Source organism: Microbacterium insulae (genome assembly GCF_042677065.1).
GTDB lineage: Bacteria > Actinomycetota > Actinomycetes > Actinomycetales > Microbacteriaceae > Microbacterium > Microbacterium insulae.
In genome coordinates this window covers 63,445-85,851 of sequence record NZ_JBHTII010000002.1, presented here as the reverse complement: position 1 = coordinate 85,851, position 22,407 = coordinate 63,445, and the positions used below count along the sequence as shown (strand labels likewise).

Here is a 22,407-nt window from a genome sequence, read left to right as displayed (position 1 = left end):
GTCAGTCCCTACGGGAGTCGGATGCCGCGGCATCCGCTTCATCGTCGCCGGGTGTCCCGGAATCGGGCGTCGTGCCCTCGTCGACCGCGGTGCGACGCGACTCGCGCGTTCCGTCGAACTGCAGCCCGATCAGCACCAGCAGCGCGACCCCGATCATCATCGAGACGATGAAGATGTCCGCGACGTTGTAGATCGCCGGCATCATCCACGGGGTGTTGATGAAGTCGATGACGTGACCGACGGGGAAGCCCGGCTCGCGCAGGACGCGATCCGTGAGATTTCCCAGGACCCCGCCCAGGAGCAGACCGAGAGCGACAGCCCACAGGCGTGAGCGGATCCGCGTCGCCGCGAGCCAGACGATGACGATCGCGACCGCGGCGAGGGCGATCGTGAAGATCCAGGTCACCTCCTCCCCGAGGGAGAAGGCCGCGCCGGGGTTCCGGACGAGGTAGAAGATCAGGAAGTCGCCGAGCACGGGGACCGGCTGCTCGTACGGCAGATTCTCGAGGGCGAGATGCTTCGTGAACTGGTCGGCGGCCAGCACCAGCACCGCGAGGATCGCGATGGTGGTGCCGGCCGCCGCCTTGCGCAGGGGGGATCGGCCCGTCAAAGGACCGGCCTAGAGACCGATGGCCGAGACCGGGTTGGACCCGGACGTCGTGGCCGTGGTCTCGAGGTCGCGCAGCTTGCCCTCGATGTAGCTGCGCAGCTGCGCGCGGTAGTCGCGCTCGAAGTTGCGCAGCTCCGAGATGCGGGTCTCGAGCTGCGCCCGCTCGCGATCCAGCTTGGCCACTTCTTCGCGGCCGCGCGTCTCGGCGTCGTTGATGATCGACGCCGCCTGCGCCTTCGCGTCGGCGATGAGCTTGTCGCGCTGGGCGACACCCTCGGCGACGTGCTCGTCGTGCAGACGCTGCGCGAGCTCGATGATGCCCGCGCTCGCGGCTCCGGGAGCGCTCGTGTCGGCGGCGGGAGCCGGGGCCGGCGCCGGAGCGGCGACGGGCTCCGCAGCCGGCGCGGGAGCGGCGGCCTGGGCGGGAGCGGCGGCGCCGGACTCGTAGGCGGCGAGCTTGGCCTTCAGCTCCTCGTTCTCGGCGAGGGCCTTGCGCCACTCGACGACGATCTCGTCGAGGAAGTCGTCGACCTCGTCCGGGTCGAAGCCCTCCTTGAAGCGAACGTGCTGGAACTGCTTGGTGACGACGTCATCGGGGGTCAATGCCATGGTGATTCCTCTTTCGAGCGCTCAGGTCGCTGGCCGATGTCGGGGGCGCGACCGGCCGGCGGCTGGTCGTATCAGCCAAGCATAGCCGCGGGTCGCGAGGGTGTCGAAGGACTGCCCCGGGCGCGGCGTGGCGCGTCAGGTCGCGATCGCGCGCGTGACGCTGAGCAGGATGAAGCACAGCAGCATGGTCAGCGCGAAGCCGAAATCGATCGCGATGGCACCCACCCGCAACGGCGGGATGAAGCGCCGGAAGAGCTTGATCGGCGGGTCGGTGACCGTATAGACGAGCTCGGCGGCGACCAGTCCCGCGCCGCGAGGCCGCCACTCGCGGTTGAAGAACGGGATCCAGTCGATGATGAGCCGCGCAAGCAGCACGAACACGTAGAGGAGGAGCGCCAGATTGAGGATCGAGGCGATGAGTTGAACGACGGCCACGGATCCAGACTACGGCTGTGCGAAGGGCACGGATTCCGGATCGGCCTGCGCCACGGCGCCGTCACCCGACACGGCGACGTTCTCGGGCGAGAGCAGGAACACCTTGCTGGTCACCCGCTCGATGCGCCCGTACAGGCCGAGCGAGAGCCCGCTGGCGAAGTCGATGAGTCGACGGGCGTCGGCGTCGCTCATCTGGGAAAGGTTGATGATGACGGGCACGCCGTCCCGGAAGTTCTCGGCGATGACCTGCGCGTCGCGGTACTGCTTCGGGTGCACGGTGACGATCTCGTTGATCGCCGCCGGTGCGGGCTGCCGCACGACGGCCGGGCGATGGATCGGCGTCACCGGGGCCGCCTTCTCGACGGCGGCTTCGGTCTTGCGCGAGCGCGGCTGGGGTGCCGGCTCGTCGTAGACCTCTTCCTCGTCGGCGAGGCCCAGGTACACCATGGTCTTCTTGAGCGGGTTCGACATCGCATCCTCCGTAGTGCTCATCTGTTCCGAGGTTAACCGCGCTCGGGTCGCGGGCCCGTGATTGCCGAGCCGATCCGAAGGTGTGTCGCGCCGACCGCGATCGCCTCGGCGAAGTCGGCGGTCATTCCCGCCGAGATCCACGTCGCATCGGGCACGACGCCGCGCACGGTGTCGGACAGCCCCGGCAGGCGCGCGAAAGCCTGCGCGGGTGGCACGTCGAGCGGAGCGACGGCCATGATTCCGCGGACCCGAAGGGTGGGCAGGCCGGCGACGTGGGTCGCGAGCCTTTCGAGATCGGCGGCGTGGACGCCCCCTCGGCCGGGGTCGTCGGTCAGGTTCACCTGAAGCAGGACATCCAGCTGCTGAGCGTCCGCGGGTGCCGCCGCGTCGAGGGCGTCGGCGAGGCGCGATCGGTCGACCGAATGGACCATGGATGCCGCGGCACGAATCGCCCGGGCCTTGTTGGTCTGCGCCTGGCCGATGAAGTGCCAGCGCACGTCGCGGAGCGCCTCGAGCTCGGCCGCCTTGACGGAGAACTCCTGCTGCCTGTTCTCTCCCACATCCCGGACTCCGAGCCCGTACAGCTCGCGGACGACGGACGCCGGATGGAACTTCGTCACGACGATCCGGGTGATCTCCGAGGGTTCGCGGCCGGCCGCCGCGGCCGCCGCCGCGATGCGCGCGTCGACGTCGGCGAGCCGCGCGGCGAGATTCGAGGCGGGCTCTGGGGACGGTGGCACGGCAGTATCGCTCCAGAGCCCGGCGCGGGCCTTACTTGAGGAAGTCGGGGATGTCGAGGTCGTCGTCGCCGAAGGCGGAGTCGAACGATGCCTCGGGCAGCGATGCGCCCACCGGCACCGGCTCGGCGTCTGCCTCCTTCGCAGCCTCCTCGGCCGGAAGCGCGGGCACGGCCGGAGTCGTCACGACCCTGGTCGCGGTGATCGGCTCGATCCGCTGCTGCGGCTCCCCGCCGTCGAACCCGGCGGCGATCACCGTCACGCGCACCTCGTCGCCGAGGGTGTCGTCGATGACCGTTCCGAAGATGATGTTCGCCTCGGGGTGGGCGGCTTCTTTCACCAGTTGCGCAGCGTCGTTGATCTCGAAGATACCGAGGTTCGACCCGCCCTGGATGGAGAGGAGCACGCCGTGCGCACCCTCGATCGACGCCTCGAGCAGCGGGGACTCGACGGCCAGCTCGGCGGCCTTGATGGCGCGGTCCGCACCCCGGGCCGACCCGATGCCCATGAGCGCCGATCCGGCACCCTGCATGACCGACTTGACGTCGGCGAAGTCGAGGTTGATGAGACCCGGCGTGGTGATGAGGTCGGTGATGCCCTGCACACCGGCCAGGAGCACCTGGTCGGCGGTGGCGAACGCCTCGATCATGGAGATCCCGCGATCGCTGATCTCGAGCAGACGGTCGTTCGGCACCACGATGAGGGTGTCGACCTCTTCCTTGAGCCGGGCGACGCCCGTCTCCGCCTGCTGCTGACGGCGGCGCCCCTCGAAGGAGAAGGGCTTCGTGACGACACCGATCGTCAGTGCGCCGATCGACTTGGCGATCTTCGCGACGACGGGCGCACCGCCGGTGCCGGTCCCGCCGCCCTCGCCGGCCGTCACGAACACCATGTCGGCGCCGCGCAGGGCCTCTTCGATCTCTTCGGCGTGATCCTCTGCCGCGCGGCGCCCGACCTCGGGATCGGCGCCGGCACCGAGCCCGCGCGTGAGCTCACGGCCCACGTCGAGCTTGACGTCGGCGTCGCTCATGAGGAGCGCCTGGGCGTCGGTGTTCACCGCGATGAACTCGACGCCGCGGAGTCCGAGCTCGATCATCCGGTTGACGGCGTTGACGCCGCCTCCGCCGACTCCGACCACCTTGATGACGGCGAGGTAGTTCTGGTTCTGGCTCATGCCGGCCTCCGTAGCCCTGGACCCTTGTCTAAACCTTCAACCTCTAGTAGAGGTATAAAGAATTGCCCGGTATGCAATTCCTGAATCGAAAGTAAGCGGAGGGCGCGGGAGTGCGCGGACCGGTGCGGCGTGTCGCGACATCCTGTCGAAGATCGGTCAGCGCACGACGACGGCGTCGGGCGCCGACACGTCGTACACCCGCACCGAATCGGGCGGCCGCGCCGCCATGATCCGTTCGAGCACGACCGCCTTGCGCGCCGACTCCTCGGCGCTCCCCCACACCACCTGGGTGTTGGTCCCACCGAGCGTCAAGGTGACGTCGTTCGGGGTTCCGGCGGCCACCGCCGTCACCTGATCTCGGATCGCCGCCGGGAGCGAATGCATCACCTGGCCGGCTGCCGTGAACGCATCCGATCCGACCCCGCCGCGGATGTCCAGCAGCGGGAGACCTGCGGGCGCCTCGGCAGACGTCGAGAGGGCGACGCCAGCGGCATCCACCACTGTCGCCCCCGCACGGGTCTCGACGACGCCGATGGGGGTGCGCTCCACGATCCGCACCACGAGCTCGTGCGGCGGGCGGGCCTCGAGGGTGTACGACTCGACGAGCGGGAACGCCACCAGCGCCGCCTTGACGGCACTGGTGTCCACGAGCGGCATCGGCGTGCCGATCTGACCCTCCAGCGCAGCGACGACCTGCGCCTCGTCGAGCTGCTCGACCCCGGAGACGGTGATCTGCTCCACGGCGAACAGCGGGCTGTACGCGGCGCCGAGCGTGCCGAGCGCGAGCACGACGAGAGCGGCGGCCGACCCCAGCCACACGAGGCGCCGGCGACGCTGCCGCACCGTGAACCTGCGCACCTCGGCACGCAGCGCCTTACGGCGTGCACGCGCGGCACGCCAGACCTCCCGCCATCCGACCGGGGCGTCCGAGGAATCCGGCAGAGGATTAGCCGACGACTCGCGCGTCTCCTCGGGTGCATCGTCCCGCGGCACCGGCAGGGGGATGACCGGTGCGGTCTCGTCGTCCGTGTGCGGGTCGGCGTCCTCAGCGCCGCGCGGAAGCGGTGCCTCCGGTGGCTTCGCGTCGCCGCGCGCGGGCGGCGGCGGGAGCGGCGACGGCCGGCGCATCCGCTGCTACTCCCCCGCGCTCGCCGCCGGCGGCACGGTGCCCTCGAGCGCCTCCAGCACCTGGGGGATGATGAGGTTCACGTTTCCGCAGCCGAGCGTGATGACGAAGTCACCCTCGCGCGCCACCGACGCGGTGTACTCCGCCGCCTCCTGCCAGTCGGGAACGAAGTGCACGTGCGCAGGATCGTCGAACGCACCGCTCACCAGTTCCCCGGTGACACCCGGAACCGGGTCCTCGCGCGCACCGTAGACGTCGAGCATGACGGTGTGATCGGCGTGCGTCTCGAGGACCTGGGCGAACTCGCGGTACATCTCCTGCGTGCGCGAGTACGTGTGCGGCTGCTGGATCGCGATGATCCGCCCGTCGCCGACGACGGTGCGCGCGGCCACGAGCGCGGCCTCCACCTCGGTCGGGTGGTGGGCGTAGTCGTCGTACACGCTCACGCCCCGCCGAGCCCCGTGCAGTTCGAAGCGGCGGACGGTCCCCGCGAACCCCTCGACGGCGCGCACGGCCGGCTCGAGCTCGAACCCGAGGGTCAGGAGCACGGCCACCGCTCCCGCGGCGTTGACGGCGTTGTGCGCTCCCGGGACGGGGAGCCGGCCCGCGACCGTGACCCCCGCGGAAGTGATCGAGAACGAGACCGGCCCGTCGGTGCGGATGTCGCCGACGCGCACCGAGGCATCGTCGGACTCGCCGAAGGTGACGACCCGGGAGTGGGTCAGCCGCTCGGTCACGCGACGCGCGCCCTCGTCGTCGGCCGAGATGACAACGGCCTCGCGCGCGCGATCGCCGAACCGCGCGAAGGCGTCGTAGAACGCGTCGCGCGAACCCCAGTGATCCAGGTGGTCGGGATCCACGTTCGTGATGAGCGCGACCGAGGTGTCGTAGAGCAGGAATGTGCCGTCGGATTCGTCGGCTTCGATGACGAACAGGTCGTCGGAACCCGTCCCGCTCGACACGCCGAGCTGGGCGATGACCCCGCCGTTGACGAAGGTCGGATCGACCCCGAGCGCGTGCAGCGCCGTCACGATCATGCCCGTCGACGTCGTCTTGCCGTGGGCGCCGGCGACCGATACCAGCCGACGTCCGCCGATGAGCCAGTAGAGCGCCTGCGAACGGTGGATGACATGCAGCCCGCGTTCCTTCGCCAGGAGGAACTCCGGATTCTGCGGCCAGATCGCCCCCGTGTGCACCACGGTGTCGACATCCTCACCGAGATGGGCGGCGTCGTGGCCGACGTGCACGTCGGCGCCGAGCTCGGCGAGTTCGCGCAGGGCCTTGCTGTCGGCGCGGTCCGAACCGGACACGCGGATCCCGCGCTCGAGGAACATGCGCGCCAGGCCCGACATCCCCGAGCCTCCGATGCCGATGAAGTGCGCGGCCGCGATGGTGTCGGGGAGGGGAAGCGAGAGGTCGGGTCTGATCATGACCCGTCAATCCTAAGTTGGGCCGCGCGCGTCGGAGCCCCGCCGCGCGGGGCGTGGCGCCTCAGCCGGCGGCGGGGCGCCCGAGCGCCTCGTCGATGAGGGCGATGACGTTCTCGGTTCCGGTGCGGGTGCCGGTGGATGCCGCGGCCGCCGCCATTCGGGAGCGCCGATCGTCGTCGGCGAGGAGCGGGACGATCTCGGATCGTACGCGATCACCGGTCAGCTCGGCGTCGGGGATGAGGATCGCCGCCCCGGCGCGGATCGCGGAAGAGGCGTTGAGTGCCTGCTCGCCGTTGCCGACCGCGTACGGCACGTAGACGGCGGGGATCGCGAGGGCGCTGATCTCGCTGACGGTCGCCGCCCCCGCGCGCGAGACGACCAGGTCTGCGAGCGCGAAGGCCAGGTCCATGCGGTCGACGTAGCGGCGCACGCAGTATCCCGGCGCTTCGGGGTCGGCCAGGTCCGAGCGCTCCCCCGTCACGTGGAGGAGCTGCCATCCGGCGTCGAGCACGTCGCTCCAGGCTTCGCCGTGGCCGGCGCCGAAGGCCTCGTTGAGGCGCTGGGCTCCCAGCGACCCGCCGAAGACGAGGAGAACGGGACGCGCCGGATCCAGCCCGAAGTACGCGGCGGCCTCTTCGCGCCGCGCGTCGCGGTCCAACTCCACGATCTCGCGCCGCAGCGGCATCCCGACCACGTGCGAGCGCTTGAGCGGGGTGCCTTCGAAGGCGACGCCGACCTTGGCGGCCGTGCGGGCTCCGAGGACGTTCGCCATGCCGGGCCGTGCGTTGGCCTCGTGCACGATGAACGGCACGCGCAGGCGCCGGGCCGCGACATACGCCGGTGCGGAGGCGTACCCGCCGAAGCCGACCACGACATCCACACCCCGCGAGGTCAGCGCGGAGCGCACCTGCGCCACGGCACGCGGGAACCGCACCGGGAACGAGGCCGCAGCGCGGTCCGGGCGCCGCGGGAAGGGCACCTTGTCGACGAACAGCAGCTCGTACCCGCGCGCGGGCACGAGGCGGGCCTCCAGGCCCTCCCTGGTGCCGAGGACGAGGATCTCGGCGTCGGGCTCCCGCGCCCGCAGGGCATCGGCCACGGCGAGCAGCGGATTGACGTGTCCGGCGGTGCCGCCGCCGGCGAGGAGGTACGTCGTCACCCGGCGAGCCTATCCGGCGCGCGCGTCAGCGGGTGCGGGCGGCGGCGGCCCGGCGCGCGGCGGCGAGGTCGATCGCGGCCTGCCGGCGGGCGACGGCGTCGGGCAGCGTGCGCGCGAACGCGAGCAGCACCCCGGACGCCGCGAGCACCGACAGGAGCGAGGTCCCGCCCTGCGACATGAACGGCAGCGGCACGCCCAGAACCGGGAACACCCGCAGCACCACGCCGATGTTGATGAGCGCCTGCCCGACGATCCACACCGTGATGCCGCCAGCCACGATGCGCACGAACGGGTCGTCCGTCTTGCGGATGATGTGGAAGGCGCCGACCGCGAAGAGTCCGTAGAGGGCCAGCACGACGCCGCAGCCGATCAGCCCGAGCTCCTCGCCCACGATCGCGAAGATGTAGTCGTGCGCGGCGGCGGGAAGCCAGTCGTACTTCTCGCGCGAATTGCCGATGCCCAGCCCGAACACTCCGCCGCTGGCGAGCCCCCAGATCCCGTGAAGCGGCTGCCAGCAGTCGTTGAAGTAGTCGTCGAGGCAGTTCGGGTTGAGGAAGCTCATGAACCGCCGCATGCGGTCGGGGCTCGTGACGGCGAGGAACGCGACGACGGCCGCGGCCCCGATCGCGGGGAGGATGAAGATCCGCAGCTTGACGCCCGAGAAGAAGAGCGCTCCGAGGACGATGAGCACCAGGATCATCGCGGTGCCGAGGTCCCTACCCGCCACGACGGTCGCGATCGCGAGACCGGCCACCGGCACGAGCGGGATGTACACGTGGCGCCACAGACCCAGCAGCGTCTGCTTGCGGTAGAGGACGTAGCCCACCCACAGCGCGAGCGCGAGCTTGAGGAACTCCGACGGCTGCGCCTGCACGCCGGCGATGACGATCCAGTTCCGGTTGCCGTCGTTGTCGAAGCCGAGGGGCGTGAACACGAGCAGCTGGAAGGTCGTGGCGAGGATCAGCGCGGGCCACGCGATGCGCTTGAGGAACGACAGCGGCAGCCGGCTCGCGATGAACATGATCGGGATGCCGAGGGCCGCGAACATCGCCTGGCGCAGCGCCGTGTCGTAGGGGGACTCCCCCGCCGCGGCGGCGACCGCCGAGGTCGCCGAGAGCACCATCACCAGTCCGAAGATGGTCAGCAGCACGGCCGTCGAGGCGATGAGCAGGAACTCGCTCGGCACGGGCGCGAAGACCCTGCCCAGGTTGACGCGCGCCGCAAGGCCGCGCCGAGGGGATTCAGGCGGCAGCGGGGCCGTCGGGCGGGTCCGTGGCTGCGTCGTGCTCACCCGCGGCCCCCGTCCCGATGCGTTCCCTCACCGCGGCCGCGAATCGCCGGCCGCGGTCGGCGTACGACGCGAACTGATCGAAGGATGCCGCGGCGGGGGCGAGCAGAACCACGTCCCCGTCACGCGCGATCCCGGCCGCCAGTTCGACGACGCGCGCCATGACCTCTTCAGTGTCGGTGGCGTCGACCTCGAACACCGGCACCCCCGGCGCGTGTCGCGAGAACGCCGCAAGAACGATCTCGCGCTCGGCGCCGATGACGATGGCGGCCTTCGCCTGTGCTCCGCGTGCGGCCACGAGCTCGGCGATGTCGACGCCCTTGAAGAGGCCCCCGACCACCCAGACGGCGCCCGGATACGCGGCCAGCGAAGACGCCGCCGCGTGCGGATTCGTCGCCTTCGAGTCATCCACCCACACGATGCCGTCGTGACGGGCGACCACCTCGGAGCGGTGCGGGTCGAGGCGGAAGGTCCGCAGGGCTTCGCGTACATCCGCGGGTGCGACGTCGAGAGAGCGGGCCAGGGCGGACGCGGCGAGGATGTTCGCGGCGATGTGCGGTGCAGAGAGCCCGAGCTCCTGGAGCTCGGCGACGGTCGTCAGCTCCAGCGCGCTGGTGCGCCGATCCTCGAGGAAAGCGCGGTCGACGAGGATGCCGTCGACCACGCCGAGATCGCTCGGGCCGGGCACGCCGAGATCGAAGCCGATCGCGCGGGCGCCTTCGACCACTTCGGCGTCCTCGACCATCGACCGGGTTGCGGCATCCGCCTTGTTGTAGACGCAGGCGACGCGCGTGTTGTCGTACACGTGGGCCTTGGCGTCTCGATACGCCTCGAACGACCCGTGCCACTCGAGGTGGTCGTCGGCGAGATTGAGACACACGGCGGCGTGCGGGGACACGGGATCGGGCGAGTCCTGCAGCCCGAGGTACCACAGCTGGTGGCTCGACAGCTCGACCACGAGCGCGTCGAATCCGCCCGGGTCGCGCACGGCGTCGAGGACGGGCGTCCCGATGTTCCCGACCGGCGCGGCCCGCAGCCCGCCCGCGACGAGCATGGTCGCGGTCAGGCGCGTCGTGGTCGTCTTCCCGTTGGTCCCCGTGATGAGGATCCAGTCGGCGGGACTGCCGTCGGGCCGGAGCACCTTGTCGCGCACGCGCCAGGCCAGCTCGATGTCGCCCCACAGGGCGATCCCGCTCTCACGGGTCCAGGAGATCAGTGGATGCCCCGGCGCGAAGCCGGGCGAAGCGACCACCACCTCGGGACCGAAGTCCGCGAGATCGGCGGGGACGGTATCGAGCGACCCCGTCCACAGGCGTGCGCCGATGAGCGGGAGCAGGCGCGCGTACTCCTCGTCCGCGTGCTCGGTCACCACGAGCACGTCGGCGCCGAGTTCGGCGAGGGTGTCGGCGACCGAGAATCCTGTGACCGACAGACCGAGCACCGCGACGCGCAGGCCCTTCCAGTCCGCGTGCCAGCTGGTGAGCGTGTTCAGGCGTGTCGTCGTCATGTCTGCGACAGCCACTCGACGTAGAAGAAGCCGATGCCGGAGACCGCGAGCAGACCGGCGATGATCCACATGCGCACGGTGATCTTCACCTCTGGCCAGCCGCGCATCTCGAGGTGGTGGTGGAACGGGCTCATGAGGAAGAGCCGCTTGCCGCGCGTGGCCTTGAAGTACATGCGCTGCAGGATGACCGAGCCCGGGGCGATGATGAACACCCCCGCGACCAGCACCGAGAGCAGCTCGGTCCGCGTGAGGATGGCCATCGCCGCGACCACGCCGCCGATGGACATCGAGCCGACGTCGCCCATGAAGACCTCGGCCTTGGGGGCCTGCCACCAGAGGAACCCGACCAGGGCGCCGACGAACGAGGCCGACACGATCGCGAGGTCGAAGGGGTTGGGCGTCGGATAGCACGCGGAGAACGCGCCCGGTGAGAGCCCCTCGCCGCCCCAGCAGGCCTGGTTGAACTGCCAGAACGCGATCAGGCTGTAGGCGCCGGTGACGAAGATCCCCGCCCCGGCGGCGAGGCCGTCGAGGCCGTCGGTGAGGTTCACGCTGTTGGAGTAGGCCACGCCGATGAAGGACGTCCACGCCAGGTACAGCAGCCATCCGAGCACGGGACCGAGTGCGAAGAACGACAGGACCGGCAGATCGCGGAAGATCGACACGTACGGCGAGACCGGGGTCTCCTCCCACGTGTTGGCGAAGTTGAGACCCACGACGGCGAACGGCACGACGACGAGCAGCTGCCCGACGATCTTGCGCCAGCCGCTGAGACCGAGGCTGCGCTGACTGCGAACCTTCATGAAGTCGTCGATGAAGCCGACGGCGCCGAACCCGACCATCATCCACAGCACGAGGAGGCCCGAGATCGTGGGCGGGTTGTTGCCGGTGTAGGCACCGACGAGGTACCCGACGATCGTTCCGAGGATGAAGATCGTGCCGCCCATGGTGGGGGTCCCGCGCTTCGCGCCGTGGCTCGGATTGTGGACGTTCTCCGGGGTGCGGATGACCTGCCCCCACCCCCACCGCCGGAAGAGCCGGAGGAAGATCGGAGTGAGGAACAGCGTGAACGCCAGCGAGATCGCGGCCGCGGTCAGGAGGGATCTCACGAGAACGATTCTCCCAGACGATCCCCGAGGAACCGCAGACCCGCCGAGTTCGACGACTTCACCAGCACCCGGTCGCCGTCGCGCAGCTCGGTCAGGAGGTAGGCGTAGGCCTCGTCCGCCGTGGCGAAGAAGACCGCCTCGCCGTCCCACGATCCCTGCGCGATCGCCTCGAGGTACATGCGGCGCGCGTCGGCTCCCACGACGACGATGCGCTTGACGCCCAGGCGCACGGCCAGCAGCCCGACGCGATCGTGCTCCTCGTCGGCGTGCTCCCCGAGTTCGCTCATCGCTCCGAGGACGGCCACGGTGCGCTCGCCCGGTCCGGTGATCTGCGCGAGGGTGCGCAGCGCTGCGGCCATCGAGTCGGGGCTGGCGTTGTACGCGTCGTTGATGATCCGCACCCGGTCGGACCCGAGCGGCTGCATGCGCCAGCGCTCGGCGAGCTCGACGGTCTCGAGTCGCGCGACGCAGTCGGTCAGCGAGACGCCGAGCGCCGTGGCGGCGGCGATCGCGGCGAGGGCGTTCATGACGTGGTGCTCGCCGAGCACCCGCAGGCGCAGCGGGGCGGACTCGCCGTCGACCGACACGACGCACGAGGTTCCGGATGCCTCGACCACGACGTCGTCGGCACGCACCTCGGCGCCGTGCCCGCGTCCGAACCAGCGGACCGCGACCCCGAGCTCCGCGGCGATGGGCGCCATCGCCGCCACCCGCCCGTCGTCCGCGTTGAGGATGGCCAGCCCACCGGGGCGCACCGCCCGGACGAGCTCGGACTTCGCGTGGAAGGTGGCCTCGATGCCGCCGAAGCCGCCCGCGTGCGCGAGTCCGACCATGAGCACGATTCCCACGTCGGGCTCGACGAGGCCGGCGAGGCGCGCGATCTCTCCCGGCGCGCTCGCGCCGAACTCGCTCACGAGGAACCGGGTGTCGCGCGTCACGCGCAGCATCGTCAGCGGTGCACCGACCTCGTTGTTGAAGGACGCCTTCGGCGACACCGTCTCGCCCTCGTCCTCGAGGATGCGGGCGAGCAGGTTCTTCGTGGTCGTCTTGCCGTTGGACCCCGTGATGCCGACGATCCGCAGGCCTCCGTCCGCGCGGACGGTCGCGACGACGTGTCGCGCGAGATCGGCGAGGGCCTCGACGGCGCTCGGCACGATGATCTGGGGGACGTCCGCGTCCACAGGTCGCTCGACGATGGCGACCGCCGCGCCGTTCGCGACGGCGGCGTCCACGAAGAGGTGCCCGTCGGTCTCCTCACCGGGCTTCGCCACGAACACGCCGCCGGGGCCGATGAGGCGCGAGTCGGTGTCGACGCCGCCCGAGACGAGGGTGTCGGCGGTCGCGTCGCCCGCGAGCACCGCCTCTCCTCCGACGGCACGGGCGAGCTGGGCGATGGTGAGCGCGATCATGTCTTCTCCGGCCGGATCGGGAGGTCACCCGAACTTGGGCAACAGCTCCGGCGCCGACGTCGCCGGCATGACGCGGTAGGTCTTCAGGACCTGGGTCATCGCCTGCTGGAACGTGGGCCCGTTGGCCGCAGACGATGTTACCGTTTTGGGCTCGTCCAGGCTGACGATCACGAGGTACTGGGGGTCCTCGGCGGGCGCGAAGCCGAGCATCGTCGTGAAATAGACGCCGCGCTTGTAGCCGCCGTTGACCAGGTCCGGCTTCTCTCCCGTGCCGGTCTTCCCGGCGATGCGGTAGCCCGGGATCTCCACCATCGGCGCGAAGGACGACTGCAGGAACACGTTCTCGAGCATCTTGCGCATCTCGACGGAGGTGCTCTCCTTCAGGACCCGGGTCGGCTCGGGCTTCTCGGGCTCGACGACCGTCCCGTCTGCCCTCGTGCACGACTCCACGAGAGACAGCGGCACCTTGATGCCGCCGTTGGCGATCGCGGCGTACGCGCCGGCCAGCTCGGGGACCGTCGTGGTGAGTCCCTGGCCGAAGGCGGTGTTGTACGTCGTCTGGGGGTCCCAGTCCTCGAGCGGATGGAGGTATCCCGTCTCCTCACCGCTGAAGTCGACGTCGCTGCCGGAGCCGATCCCGAGCTTTCGGAAGTAGTCGTAGCGCACGTCGGGCGACACCCGTTCGCTGAACTTCGAGATGCCCGCGTTCGACGAATCGACGAGCACACCGGTGAGCGTGTAGGTGAAGGCCGGGTGCTGGAAGGAGTCCCGCGCGAACGCGCCGTTGGCGAACAACTCGTATCCCGACGCCACGACGGTCGAGTCGGCGTGCTGACCCCCCGCATCGACGACCGTCGCCGCCGTCAGGCCCTTGAAGGTCGACCCGGGTTCGAACGTCGCCTCGAAGATCTTGCTTCCGCGGACGCCCTCCAGCGCGGTGGGCTCGTTGGGGTCGATCGTCGGGTATTCGGCCGCCGCCCTGATCTTGCCGGTGTTCACGTCGACGACGAAGATCGATCCCCACTCGGCGCGGCGGTCGACGACCTCTTCGCCGATGAGCTGCTGCATGTACCACTGCAGGTCGCGGTCGATCGTGAGCGTGAGGGTTCCGCCGTCGACGGCGGGCTGCTCGCGGCGCGTGCCCGGGATGACGACGCCGTCCTTGCCCTTCTGGTAGGCCAGCGCGCCGTCGGTCGCACGCAGGCACTGGTCGTAGGAGCGCTCGAGGCCCTCGAGAGCGTCGCCGTCCGTGCCCACGAAGCCGAGGAGGTTGCCCGCGACGGCGCCGTCCGGGTAGGCACGTGCGGGGTTCTGCCCGCAGGCGAGGTAGGGCGTCTTGAGGTCCATGAGTTCGCGGTAGGTCTCGGTGCTCACGCCGTTGCGGAGCACGGCGTACTGCGAGCCGGGGTTCTCGGCGAGCGTGTCGGTGACGATCGCGCGGACGTCCTCCACCTTCTGGCCGGTGATCTCGGCGACGTCCCCCGACACCTCCTCCCACGGGCGGGCCTCGGACTCGCCCGCGGCGATCTCGTCGTCGATCTGCGCGATCAGTGACGGGTCGAGCTGGCAGTCGTATTCGAGGATGCTGCCGGCCAGTGTCCGGCCGGACGCGTCGACGATGGCGCCGCGGGTGCCGTGGAGGACCTGTCCGTCCCCGAGGGCGACCTCGAGCGAGTCGGCCACGTGATCGTCGGCGTTGACGACCTGGATGTCGACCAGCCGGACGATGAACGCCCCCAGCACCGCCAGGACGACGGCGAGGGCGACGACGGTGCGCCGACGCGGGCTTCGGGTGCTGCGGGTCGTCATGTGATCAGTGTGTGCTGGGCGTGGGCAGTCCGTCGGTGATCGGCGGCGGAGTGTTGGCCACTCCGGCGTCCTCGACGGGTGCCGCCTTCGGCGCCTTCTCGCCCTCGATCGTCGCGTCAGGATCGGTCACGAGCGGGGTCTGCGTGATGAGGGCGTTGGGGACCACCCCGCGCCCGAGGGCGTTGACGGAGGAGTTGCCGAACGAGACCTCCCCCGCTCCGAGGAGCGCGCCGTCGCTGAGGCGCAGGTAGCTCGGCGACTCGTCGATGACCATTCCGAGCGCCGCCGCGTTGGCGGCGAGGTACTGCGGGGAGCTGAGCCCCGCGACCTGGTCGTAGAGCACCTGCTTCTGGAACGTGAGCTCGCGCTGCTGCGCGGTGAGGGTCGACAGCTCGTACGTGCCCTGGGTCGTCATGATGGACAGCGCGATCTGCGCTCCGGCGATCAGGAAGGCGCCGAGGACGGCCACGACCCCGTAGAGGAGCTTCGGCCTGCGGCGGCGAACGGGTGCGTCGACGACCCGGAGCCTGCGCGTGGGGGCGTCCGAGCGAATCGGTGCGACCGCGGGCGTCTGGAGGACGTTCGTGGCGGCGCTCATGCGTCCTCCCGGATTCGCTCGGCGGCGCGCAGGCGCACGGGGGTGGCGCGGGGATTGGCGGCGCGCTCCTCGTCGGAGGCCAGTTCGGCGCCCTTCACGAGCAGACGGAAGCGGGGCGCGTGCTCGGGCAGCTCGACGGGGAGCCCTGCCGGCGCCGTCGACGCCGCGGCATCCGCGAACTCTCGCTTGACGAGGCGGTCCTCTAGCGACTGATACGACAGCACGACGATGCGTCCGCCGACCGGAAGGATGCCGAGGGCCGCGGGGATCGCACGCTCGAGCACGGAGAGCTCGCGATTGACCTCGATGCGCAGCGCCTGGAACACCCGCTTGGCCGGGTGGCCGGTGCGCTGCACCGCGGCGGGGGTGGCGGCCTGCAGGATCTCGACCAGCCTCCCCGACCGCTCGATCGGCGCTTCGGCCCGCGCGGCGATGATGGCGCGCGCGTACCGGCCGGCGAGCTTCTCCTCGCCGTACCGCTCGAAGATGCGGCGAAGGTCTCCCTCGCCGTACGTGGCGAGGATCTCGGCCGCGGTCGTTCCGGCCGACTGGTCCATGCGCATGTCGAGCGGGGCGTCCTGGGCATACGCGAACCCGCGGTCGGCGACGTCGAGCTGCAGGGACGAGACACCCAGGTCGAAGAGGATCGCGTCGGCCGAGGCGAACCCCGCGCCGCGAACCGCGTCGGAGATCCCGTCGTAGACGGTGTGGACGAGGGTGACCCGGTCGCCGAACCGCGCCAGGCGCTCACCCGCGATGCGCAGCGCGTCGGTGTCGCGGTCGAGGCCTACGAGCCGCGCTCCGGGGAAGCGGTCGAGGAACGCCTCGGAGTGGCCGCCCATGCCGAGCGTCGCATCGACGAACACCGCCCCGTCGCGCTCGAGTGCGGGGGCGAGGAGCTCGAGGCACCGCTCGAGCAGGACCGGGGTGTGGATGTCGCGCAGGTTCATGATCGGTCGGGGCCCTGGTCCCTCGGTCCTGATCCCCATCCGCTCCGACCTGGCGCCGGGGAAGTGCGTCAGGGAGGGCGGCTGGGAGTCAGGACCGAGGGGCTCAGAAGAGGCCCGGGATCACCTCCTGCTCCAACTCGGCGTAGCTCTCTTCGTTCGCTTCGGCGTAGGTGCTCCACGCGTCGGCGTTCCAGATCTCGGCATGGGCGCCCACGCCGGTGATGACGAGGTCGCGCTCCAGACCGGCGTAGGCGCGCAGCGGAGGGGGAAGGGTGATGCGGTTCTGGCTGTCCGGCTTCTCGGCGCTCGCCCCCGACAGGAACATCCGCAGGAAGTCACGGGCCTGCTTGTTGGCGAGGGGCGCCTCGCGGATGCGCTCGTGGACCCGCTCGAACTCCGCGGTGCTGAAGACGTAGAGGCAGCGATCCTGCCCCCGGGTCACCACGACGCCCCCGCCGAGATCCTCGCGGAACTTTGCCGGGAGGATGACGCGGCCCTTGTCGTCGAGCTTGGGAGTGTGCGTGCCAAGAAGCATCGCTTCATCACTCCCCCTTCGTCCGGCCCCCCGGGATGCTCACCACATTACTCCACTTTCCTCCACTTTGTCACCCATCCGCTCACCAATTCCTCCCCGGGCGAGCACGCACCCTCGCCACGAGCGCGGGCAACGAAAAAAGCACCGACCCGGAGGTCGGTGCTTTCGTCGTGGTGCGGGAAGTGTCAGCGCTCGCCTTGGCGCTTGTCCCATCGGTCGTTCATGCGATCCATGAAGGAGGCGCCCTGCTTGCCGGCGGTGGCGGGCTTGGGCGACTCGACCCGGACTCGCCCGGGTCCGCGGGTCGGCGTCACGGCGAGGACCACGCCGCCGAGCATGACGACGAAGCCGATCACCCCGACGACGATCAGCGGAAGGGAGACGCCGACGATGAGACCGCCGAGGCCGAGGAGCACGAGGATCGTGCCGTAGACGATGTTGCGGTAACTGAGACTGCGACCGTCACGCGGCGCGCTGACGACGTCCGCGTCGTTGCGCATCAGGTGCCGCTCCATCTCGTCGAGCAGACGCTGCTCCTGTTCGGAGAGTGGCATGCATCCCCCTCTTTAGCTCGAGTACGACGATTCTACGCGTGCCGTAGATCACTAGGCTAGGCCCGTGTCCGCCTCTCCAGACCCGGTCGAAGCCATTTCCCAGCGTCTGGACATCTTCGTCTCGGCGCAACGCCTCCTTTCGGCCGACCTCGGCGCCGAGGCCGCCCTCTTCATCGAGGCCGCCGCGGCGGCCGTGACGGGCGGAAAACGCCTGCGCGGGCGATTCTGCGTCGCGGGGTGGAGGGCAGTGGAGGAGGCCGACCGGCCCGCCGGTCCCCCGCCCGCGGAGGTGGTGGCGGCGGCCGCCGCGCTCGAGATCTTCCACGCGGCAGCACTGGTGCACGACGACATCATCGACAACTCGGACACCCGCCGCGGCCGCCCCGCCGCGCACCGCGCGCTCGAGGAGTCGCACCGGCGATCGGCGTGGGCGGGCGACGCCGCCGCGTTCGGCCGCTCCAGCGCGATCCTCCTCGGCGATCTGCTCGTCGCGTGGAGCGACGATCTGTTCGAGGAAGGCCTCGCCCTCGCACAGATGAAGCCCGCCTCGACGGCCCGCTCCGAATACGCCGCGATGCGTCGCGAGGTCACGATCGGACAGTTCCTCGATGTCGCCGAGGAGTCCGCGTTCCGCACCGAACCCGACGAGCGTCACGCCGAGCGCGCGCTCCGCGTGGCATCGCTCAAGTCCGCGCGATACAGCATCCAGCAGCCCCTCGCGATCGGGGCGGCTCTCGCCGGAGCCGACGCGGCGCAGACCGCAGCATTGGCCGCGTTCGGGCATCCGGTGGGTATGGCGTTCCAGCTGCGAGACGACGTGCTCGGCGTCTTCGGCGACGAGCGCGAGACCGGCAAGCCGTCCGGCGACGATCTCCGCGAGGGCAAGCGCACGGTGCTCATCGCGTACGCGCGGGAATCGCTGGCCCCGCCGGCGCGCCGCATCGTCGACGAGATGCTCGGCGACCCGGGCCTGCAGCCCGATCAGATCGCCGCGCTCCAGCGCACGATCGTCGAGAGCGGTGCACTCGAGCGCGTCGAGTCGCTCATCGCCGACTACGCTCGCGAGGCCGAGCGGGCGCTCTCGGGCGTCCGGCTGGGCAACGCCGCCGTCGGCGAACTGCGCGACCTCGCGCGAGCGGCGACGGTGCGGGTCACCTGAGCCGCTCGAGGGTCAGGCCTGGGCCTGGGCGACGCGGCGGACCTCCGCCTTCCGGCCGGCAATGAGCGCCTGGATCGGCGGGAGGCCGATCGAGTCCTCCGTGGTGAGGAGCCAGTCGATGGCCTCGTCGTCCGAGAACCCGGCGTCGTGGAGCACGATCACGGTGCCGCGCAGCGACGGGATCGGGTGCCCGTCGACGATGAAGACCGCCGGCACCTTCAGCGGTCCGTCACGTCGGGAGCCGATCAGCTGGGATTCGTCGAGGAAGCGGCGAACGCGTCCGAGCGGTTCGCCGAGCACCTCCACGAGTTCGGGCAGGGTGAGCCATTCGGTCTCGATGCGCGAAGCGTCAGCGGTCACCCAGCAACTATTGCACTCCCCGACGGCACTCGCACACCGCCGCTCACCCTCCTTCCCTCACTCCCGCCCCTGCTGTCACTCTGACCTCACGCGTTGACTTTGATTTACATCCGTGACACCGTGCTGGGAGTCCATGGAGGGGGGAAGCCCGTGCGACCCGACATCTCGAACCGTTCGCCGCGGCTCCGACACGGCGTGTTGGCGGGGGTCCCGGCAGTGGCCGGATCCATCGCGCTGGCCCTGTCCGCCGCGCCCGCTCAGGCCGTCGGCGGAGAGCGTGAAGACCAGCGGATGCCTCGGCCGGCCGATTCCCGGCACGCCGCCCTCGCGGGAGCAGGCGCCGGGAGCGCGATCGCGCGGTCCGCGGTGGCCGCGGCATCCACTCCGTCGTCCTACGAGGTCCGCCCCGGAGACACCGTGAGCGGGATCGCCGCGCGGTTCGGGCTGCGTACCGCCGACGTGCTGGCGATCAACGGACTCTCGTGGTCCTCGGTCATCCATCCCGGACAGGTCCTGCGTCTGACGGCGGCGCCTCCGTCGGCCGCTCCGGCGACCCCCGCCGCGGAATCCGGAGCGCACGTGGTCGTGCGGGGCGACACCGTGAGCGACATCGCACGACGCCACGGCGTCTCCGTCGCGTCGATCCTCTCTGCGAACGGGCTCGGCTGGTCATCGATCATCTACCCGGGCCAGACCCTCGCGATCCCTGAAACCCCTGTGCTCGCGTCAGCGACGAAGCCGGTCGCGCCGCCTCCGCCGGCTCCCGCGCCCGCCGCGGCGACCCACCTCGTCGTCGCAGGCGACACCGTCACCGCGATCGCGCAGCGGCACGGGGTCAGCGTGCCCTCGGTCCTGTCGGCGAACGGACTCTCACCTTCCTCGATCATCTACCCCGGGCAGCAGCTCTCCATTCCCGTAGCCGCCGGGCCGGCGGAGGCCGGAGCCGTCGCCGGACTCGACGCCGAGCAGGCCGCGAATGCGCGCCTGATCATCCGGATCGGCCGTGAACTGGGCGTCCCCGATCGCGGCATCGCGATCGCCCTGGGAACCGCCATGCAGGAGTCCTGGATCCGCAACCTCGACCGGGGCGACCGTGACTCGCTGGGTCTCTTCCAGCAGCGTCCGAGCACCGGGTGGGGCACCGCCGACCAGGTCCGCGATCCCGCGTGGGCGATCGCAGCGTTCTACGGCGGCCGATCCGATCCCAACGGCACGCGCACCCGCGGACTCCTCGACATCCCCGGCTGGGAGGGTCTGTCCTTCGCCGAGGCCGCGCAGGCCGTGCAGATCTCCGCGTATCCGGATCGTTATGCACGGTGGGAGAAGCCCGCGTACGCCTGGCTCGCCGCGCTCGGATGATCCGCGGCATCCGTGACGCAGGGTGAGCCGTTCCGCGGCCTCGCAGGTACGCGTCCGTAGACTTCAGGCGTGAGCACGAGCCAGCAGACGGATCCGCTGATCGGCCGTCTGGTCGACGGCCGGTACCGCGTCCGTGCTCGCATCGCGCGAGGCGGGATGGCGACCGTCTACGTGGCCACCGATCTGCGCCTCGAGCGGCGCGTGGCGCTGAAGGTCATGCACGGCCATCTCAGCGACGACACGGTGTTCCAGAGCCGCTTCATCCAGGAAGCACGCGCCGCGGCACGCCTGGCCGATCCGCACGTCGTGAACGTCTTCGATCAGGGCCAGGACGGCGAGATGGCGTATCTCGTGATGGAGTACCTGCCCGGAATCACGCTGCGCGAACTGCTGCGCGAGCAGCGGCGCCTGACGGTCCCGCAGGCGGTGACGATCCTCGACGCGATCCTGTCGGGGCTGGCAGCCGCCCACCGTGCGGGCATCGTGCACCGCGACGTCAAGCCCGAGAACGTCCTGCTCGCCGAAGACGGGCGCATCAAGATCGGCGACTTCGGGCTCGCGCGCGCGACGACGGCCAACACGGCCACGGGTGCCCAGCTGCTGGGAACGATCGCCTATCTCGCGCCGGAACTCGTCACGCGGGGAACCGCCGACGCCCGCAGCGACATCTACGCCCTCGGCATCATGCTCTACGAGATGCTGACCGGCGAGCAGCCCTACAAGGGCGAGCAGCCGATGCAGATCGCGTTCCAGCACGCCACCGACTCCGTCCCCCGTCCCAGCGTGAAGAACCCCGGCGTCCCTGAGCCGCTCGACGAGCTCGTGCTGTGGGCCACCGAGAAGAGCCCGGACGACCGGCCCGTCGACGCCCGCGAAATGCTCGACCGGCTGCGCGAGATCGAGCAGGAGCTGGCGATCACGCCCGTGGTCACCCGCACCGGAGCGATCACCGCGCTCCACGACGACGGGATTCCGTCGGGCGAGCTGACGGCCGTCCTGCCCACCGGCGGGACCGCACCCACCCGCATCGTCGAAGAGGTCGACAACGCCACCCGGCTGCGTCGCGCGATGAAGCGGCGGCGCGCGACCGGAGCATGGATGGTCGCGCTGGTCGTGCTGCTGGCGGCCCTCGCCGCCGGCCTCGGCTGGTGGTTCGGCTCGGGTCCGGGATCGCAGGTCGCCGTCGCCGACGTCTCCGGTCTGACCTTCGCCCAGGCCGAGGAGCGGCTCGCCCAAGACGGGCTCATCGCCGTCGAGCGCGGCGAGAGCAGTCTCGAGGTCGAGGCGGGGCAGGCGATCGGCACCGATCCGCCGGCCGGATCGCGGGTCGACAAAGAGACCGAGGTCGCCGTCCTGATCTCCCTCGGCCCAGCCGAAGCCCAGGTCGAATCGATGGAAGGACTCTCCCGCGACGACGCGACCGCCGTGCTCGCCTCGCACAGCATCGAGGTGACGGGCGACGAGGTCTTCTACACCGGCAGCCCGGCCGAGACCACGGTCGGCGTGGTGATCACGCCCCGCGCCGGCGGGGAGGACGTCGCCTGTCTCGAGGGCTGCACCGTTCGCGAGGGCGACACCGCCACGCTGTGGATCTCGCTCGGCGCGCTGCCGGGTGTGGGCGGGCAGGAGGTCGAAGCTGCTCGCGCGACCCTCACGGGAGCGCAGCTCGAGGTGGCCGACGAGGTCATCGAGCAGGCGAGCGACGAGATCGCACAGGGCCTCGTCATCGGCACCACCGAGCGCGAGGGCGGCGGCTGGTGGCGGCCCGGAGACCGCGTGAGCCTCATCGTCTCGACCGGTCCCCCGCTCTTCGAGGTCCCCGATGTCGTCGGGCAGACCCGTGACACCGCCATCGCGACCCTCGAGGACGCGGGCTTCCAGGTCGACTACTCGGCGCTGTGGACACCGTTCCCCGACGAGATCACCGAGGTCGCGTCATCCGACCCGGCCGCGGGGTCGATGCTCGTCAAGGGGACCCGCATCTACATCGAGATCACCGTCAGCGGCTGACGAAGCATC

At 70.6% G+C, this 22,407-nt stretch carries 22 protein-coding genes and 1 pseudogene; 4 read left to right on the top strand and 19 right to left on the bottom strand.

Translation table 11 applies throughout. The annotated features are described in order from the left end of the window. Position 1 precedes the first annotated feature (1 nt). From lspA to ACFQ0P_RS12860, 18 genes are all read right to left on the bottom strand, one after another. Positions 2-610: a signal peptidase II gene (gene lspA, locus ACFQ0P_RS12945; protein ID WP_204979079.1), complete on the bottom strand. Its 609-nt coding sequence runs from the start codon at positions 608-610 to the stop codon at positions 2-4. 9 nt (positions 611-619) lie between these two features. Next, a complete protein-coding gene (locus ACFQ0P_RS12940) occupies positions 620-1,219 on the bottom strand; it encodes a DivIVA domain-containing protein (RefSeq protein WP_204979078.1) in 600 nt (199 codons plus the stop codon). Positions 1,220-1,354: 135 nt separating this feature from the next. After that, a complete protein-coding gene (locus tag ACFQ0P_RS12935; RefSeq protein WP_204979077.1) occupies positions 1,355-1,654 on the bottom strand; it encodes a YggT family protein in 300 nt (99 codons plus the stop codon). A gap of 9 nt (positions 1,655-1,663) precedes the next feature. Beyond that, entirely contained in the window at positions 1,664-2,125 is a 462-nt protein-coding gene (locus ACFQ0P_RS12930) for a cell division protein SepF (protein ID WP_204981412.1), read from the bottom strand. A 32-nt stretch (positions 2,126-2,157) separates the two neighbouring features. Continuing rightward, positions 2,158-2,865, bottom strand: a complete 708-nt coding sequence (locus ACFQ0P_RS12925) for a YggS family pyridoxal phosphate-dependent enzyme (RefSeq protein WP_204979076.1) — start codon at positions 2,863-2,865, stop codon at positions 2,158-2,160. Between the two features lie 31 nt (positions 2,866-2,896). Continuing rightward, positions 2,897-4,036: a cell division protein FtsZ gene (gene ftsZ / locus ACFQ0P_RS12920; protein WP_204979075.1), complete on the bottom strand. Its 1,140-nt coding sequence runs from the start codon at positions 4,034-4,036 to the stop codon at positions 2,897-2,899. A gap of 156 nt (positions 4,037-4,192) precedes the next feature. Beyond that, on the bottom strand, positions 4,193-5,164 hold the full coding sequence (locus ACFQ0P_RS12915) for an FtsQ-type POTRA domain-containing protein (protein ID WP_204979074.1): 972 nt from the start codon (positions 5,162-5,164) through the stop codon (positions 4,193-4,195). A gap of 6 nt (positions 5,165-5,170) precedes the next feature. Then, positions 5,171-6,592: a UDP-N-acetylmuramate--L-alanine ligase gene (gene murC, locus ACFQ0P_RS12910; RefSeq protein WP_204979073.1), complete on the bottom strand. Its 1,422-nt coding sequence runs from the start codon at positions 6,590-6,592 to the stop codon at positions 5,171-5,173. 61 nt (positions 6,593-6,653) lie between these two features. After that, positions 6,654-7,751: a UDP-N-acetylglucosamine--N-acetylmuramyl-(pentapeptide) pyrophosphoryl-undecaprenol N-acetylglucosamine transferase gene (locus ACFQ0P_RS12905; RefSeq protein WP_204979072.1), complete on the bottom strand. Its 1,098-nt coding sequence runs from the start codon at positions 7,749-7,751 to the stop codon at positions 6,654-6,656. A gap of 25 nt (positions 7,752-7,776) precedes the next feature. Then, positions 7,777-9,042, bottom strand: a complete 1,266-nt coding sequence (ftsW, locus tag ACFQ0P_RS12900; protein ID WP_204979071.1) for a putative lipid II flippase FtsW — start codon at positions 9,040-9,042, stop codon at positions 7,777-7,779. Further along, positions 8,993-10,546, bottom strand: a complete 1,554-nt coding sequence (murD, locus tag ACFQ0P_RS12895; RefSeq protein ID WP_204979070.1) for a UDP-N-acetylmuramoyl-L-alanine--D-glutamate ligase — start codon at positions 10,544-10,546, stop codon at positions 8,993-8,995. The genes ftsW and murD overlap by 50 nt, the downstream gene beginning before the upstream one ends. Beyond that, positions 10,543-11,655 (bottom strand): phospho-N-acetylmuramoyl-pentapeptide-transferase, encoded by a 1,113-nt coding sequence (gene mraY / locus ACFQ0P_RS12890; RefSeq protein WP_204979069.1) that lies wholly within the window; start codon positions 11,653-11,655, stop codon positions 10,543-10,545. The genes murD and mraY overlap by 4 nt, the downstream gene beginning before the upstream one ends. Next, positions 11,652-13,064: a UDP-N-acetylmuramoyl-tripeptide--D-alanyl-D-alanine ligase gene (locus ACFQ0P_RS12885; protein ID WP_204979068.1), complete on the bottom strand. Its 1,413-nt coding sequence runs from the start codon at positions 13,062-13,064 to the stop codon at positions 11,652-11,654. The genes mraY and ACFQ0P_RS12885 overlap by 4 nt, the downstream gene beginning before the upstream one ends. A gap of 24 nt (positions 13,065-13,088) precedes the next feature. After that, positions 13,089-14,873, bottom strand: coding sequence for a peptidoglycan D,D-transpeptidase FtsI family protein (locus tag ACFQ0P_RS12880; RefSeq protein ID WP_204979067.1), 1,785 nt, complete (start codon positions 14,871-14,873; stop codon positions 13,089-13,091). Positions 14,874-14,877: 4 nt separating this feature from the next. Beyond that, on the bottom strand, positions 14,878-15,471 hold the full coding sequence (locus ACFQ0P_RS12875) for a hypothetical protein (RefSeq protein ID WP_204979066.1): 594 nt from the start codon (positions 15,469-15,471) through the stop codon (positions 14,878-14,880). Continuing rightward, on the bottom strand, positions 15,468-16,421 hold the full coding sequence (rsmH, locus tag ACFQ0P_RS12870; RefSeq protein ID WP_204979065.1) for a 16S rRNA (cytosine(1402)-N(4))-methyltransferase RsmH: 954 nt from the start codon (positions 16,419-16,421) through the stop codon (positions 15,468-15,470). The genes ACFQ0P_RS12875 and rsmH overlap by 4 nt, the downstream gene beginning before the upstream one ends. A gap of 103 nt (positions 16,422-16,524) precedes the next feature. Beyond that, on the bottom strand, positions 16,525-16,956 hold the full coding sequence (gene mraZ / locus ACFQ0P_RS12865) for a division/cell wall cluster transcriptional repressor MraZ (protein ID WP_204979064.1): 432 nt from the start codon (positions 16,954-16,956) through the stop codon (positions 16,525-16,527). A gap of 185 nt (positions 16,957-17,141) precedes the next feature. Continuing rightward, complete coding sequence (locus ACFQ0P_RS12860; RefSeq protein WP_204979063.1) at positions 17,142-17,510, bottom strand: DUF3040 domain-containing protein; 369 nt, start codon at positions 17,508-17,510, stop codon at positions 17,142-17,144. A gap of 64 nt (positions 17,511-17,574) precedes the next feature. Here ACFQ0P_RS12860 and ACFQ0P_RS12855 point away from each other — a divergent pair, with 64 nt between their 5' ends. Continuing rightward, the gene (locus ACFQ0P_RS12855) at positions 17,575-18,669 is read left to right on the top strand and encodes a polyprenyl synthetase family protein (RefSeq protein ID WP_204979062.1); all 1,095 of its coding nucleotides are present in this window, start codon (positions 17,575-17,577) and stop codon (positions 18,667-18,669) included. Between the two features lie 12 nt (positions 18,670-18,681). On the opposite strand, the gene ACFQ0P_RS12850 is transcribed toward ACFQ0P_RS12855, so the two are convergent. Further along, complete coding sequence (locus ACFQ0P_RS12850; RefSeq protein WP_378772490.1) at positions 18,682-19,029, bottom strand: Rv2175c family DNA-binding protein; 348 nt, start codon at positions 19,027-19,029, stop codon at positions 18,682-18,684. A gap of 216 nt (positions 19,030-19,245) precedes the next feature. Between ACFQ0P_RS12850 and ACFQ0P_RS12845 the strand changes: the two genes are divergently transcribed. The 3 genes and pseudogenes from ACFQ0P_RS12845 to ACFQ0P_RS12835 all read left to right on the top strand — a co-directional run bounded on the left by ACFQ0P_RS12845 (position 19,246) and on the right by ACFQ0P_RS12835 (position 22,398). Beyond that, positions 19,246-20,388, top strand: coding sequence for a LysM peptidoglycan-binding domain-containing protein (locus tag ACFQ0P_RS12845; protein ID WP_378772487.1), 1,143 nt, complete (start codon positions 19,246-19,248; stop codon positions 20,386-20,388). Positions 20,389-20,544: 156 nt separating this feature from the next. Continuing rightward, positions 20,545-21,804: pseudogene (locus ACFQ0P_RS12840) on the top strand (protein kinase domain-containing protein); the annotation flags it as partial. Continuing rightward, entirely contained in the window at positions 21,781-22,398 is a 618-nt protein-coding gene (locus tag ACFQ0P_RS12835) for a PASTA domain-containing protein (RefSeq protein WP_449288944.1), read from the top strand. The pseudogene ACFQ0P_RS12840 and the gene ACFQ0P_RS12835, both read left to right, overlap by 24 nt. Positions 22,399-22,407: the final 9 nt, after the last annotated feature.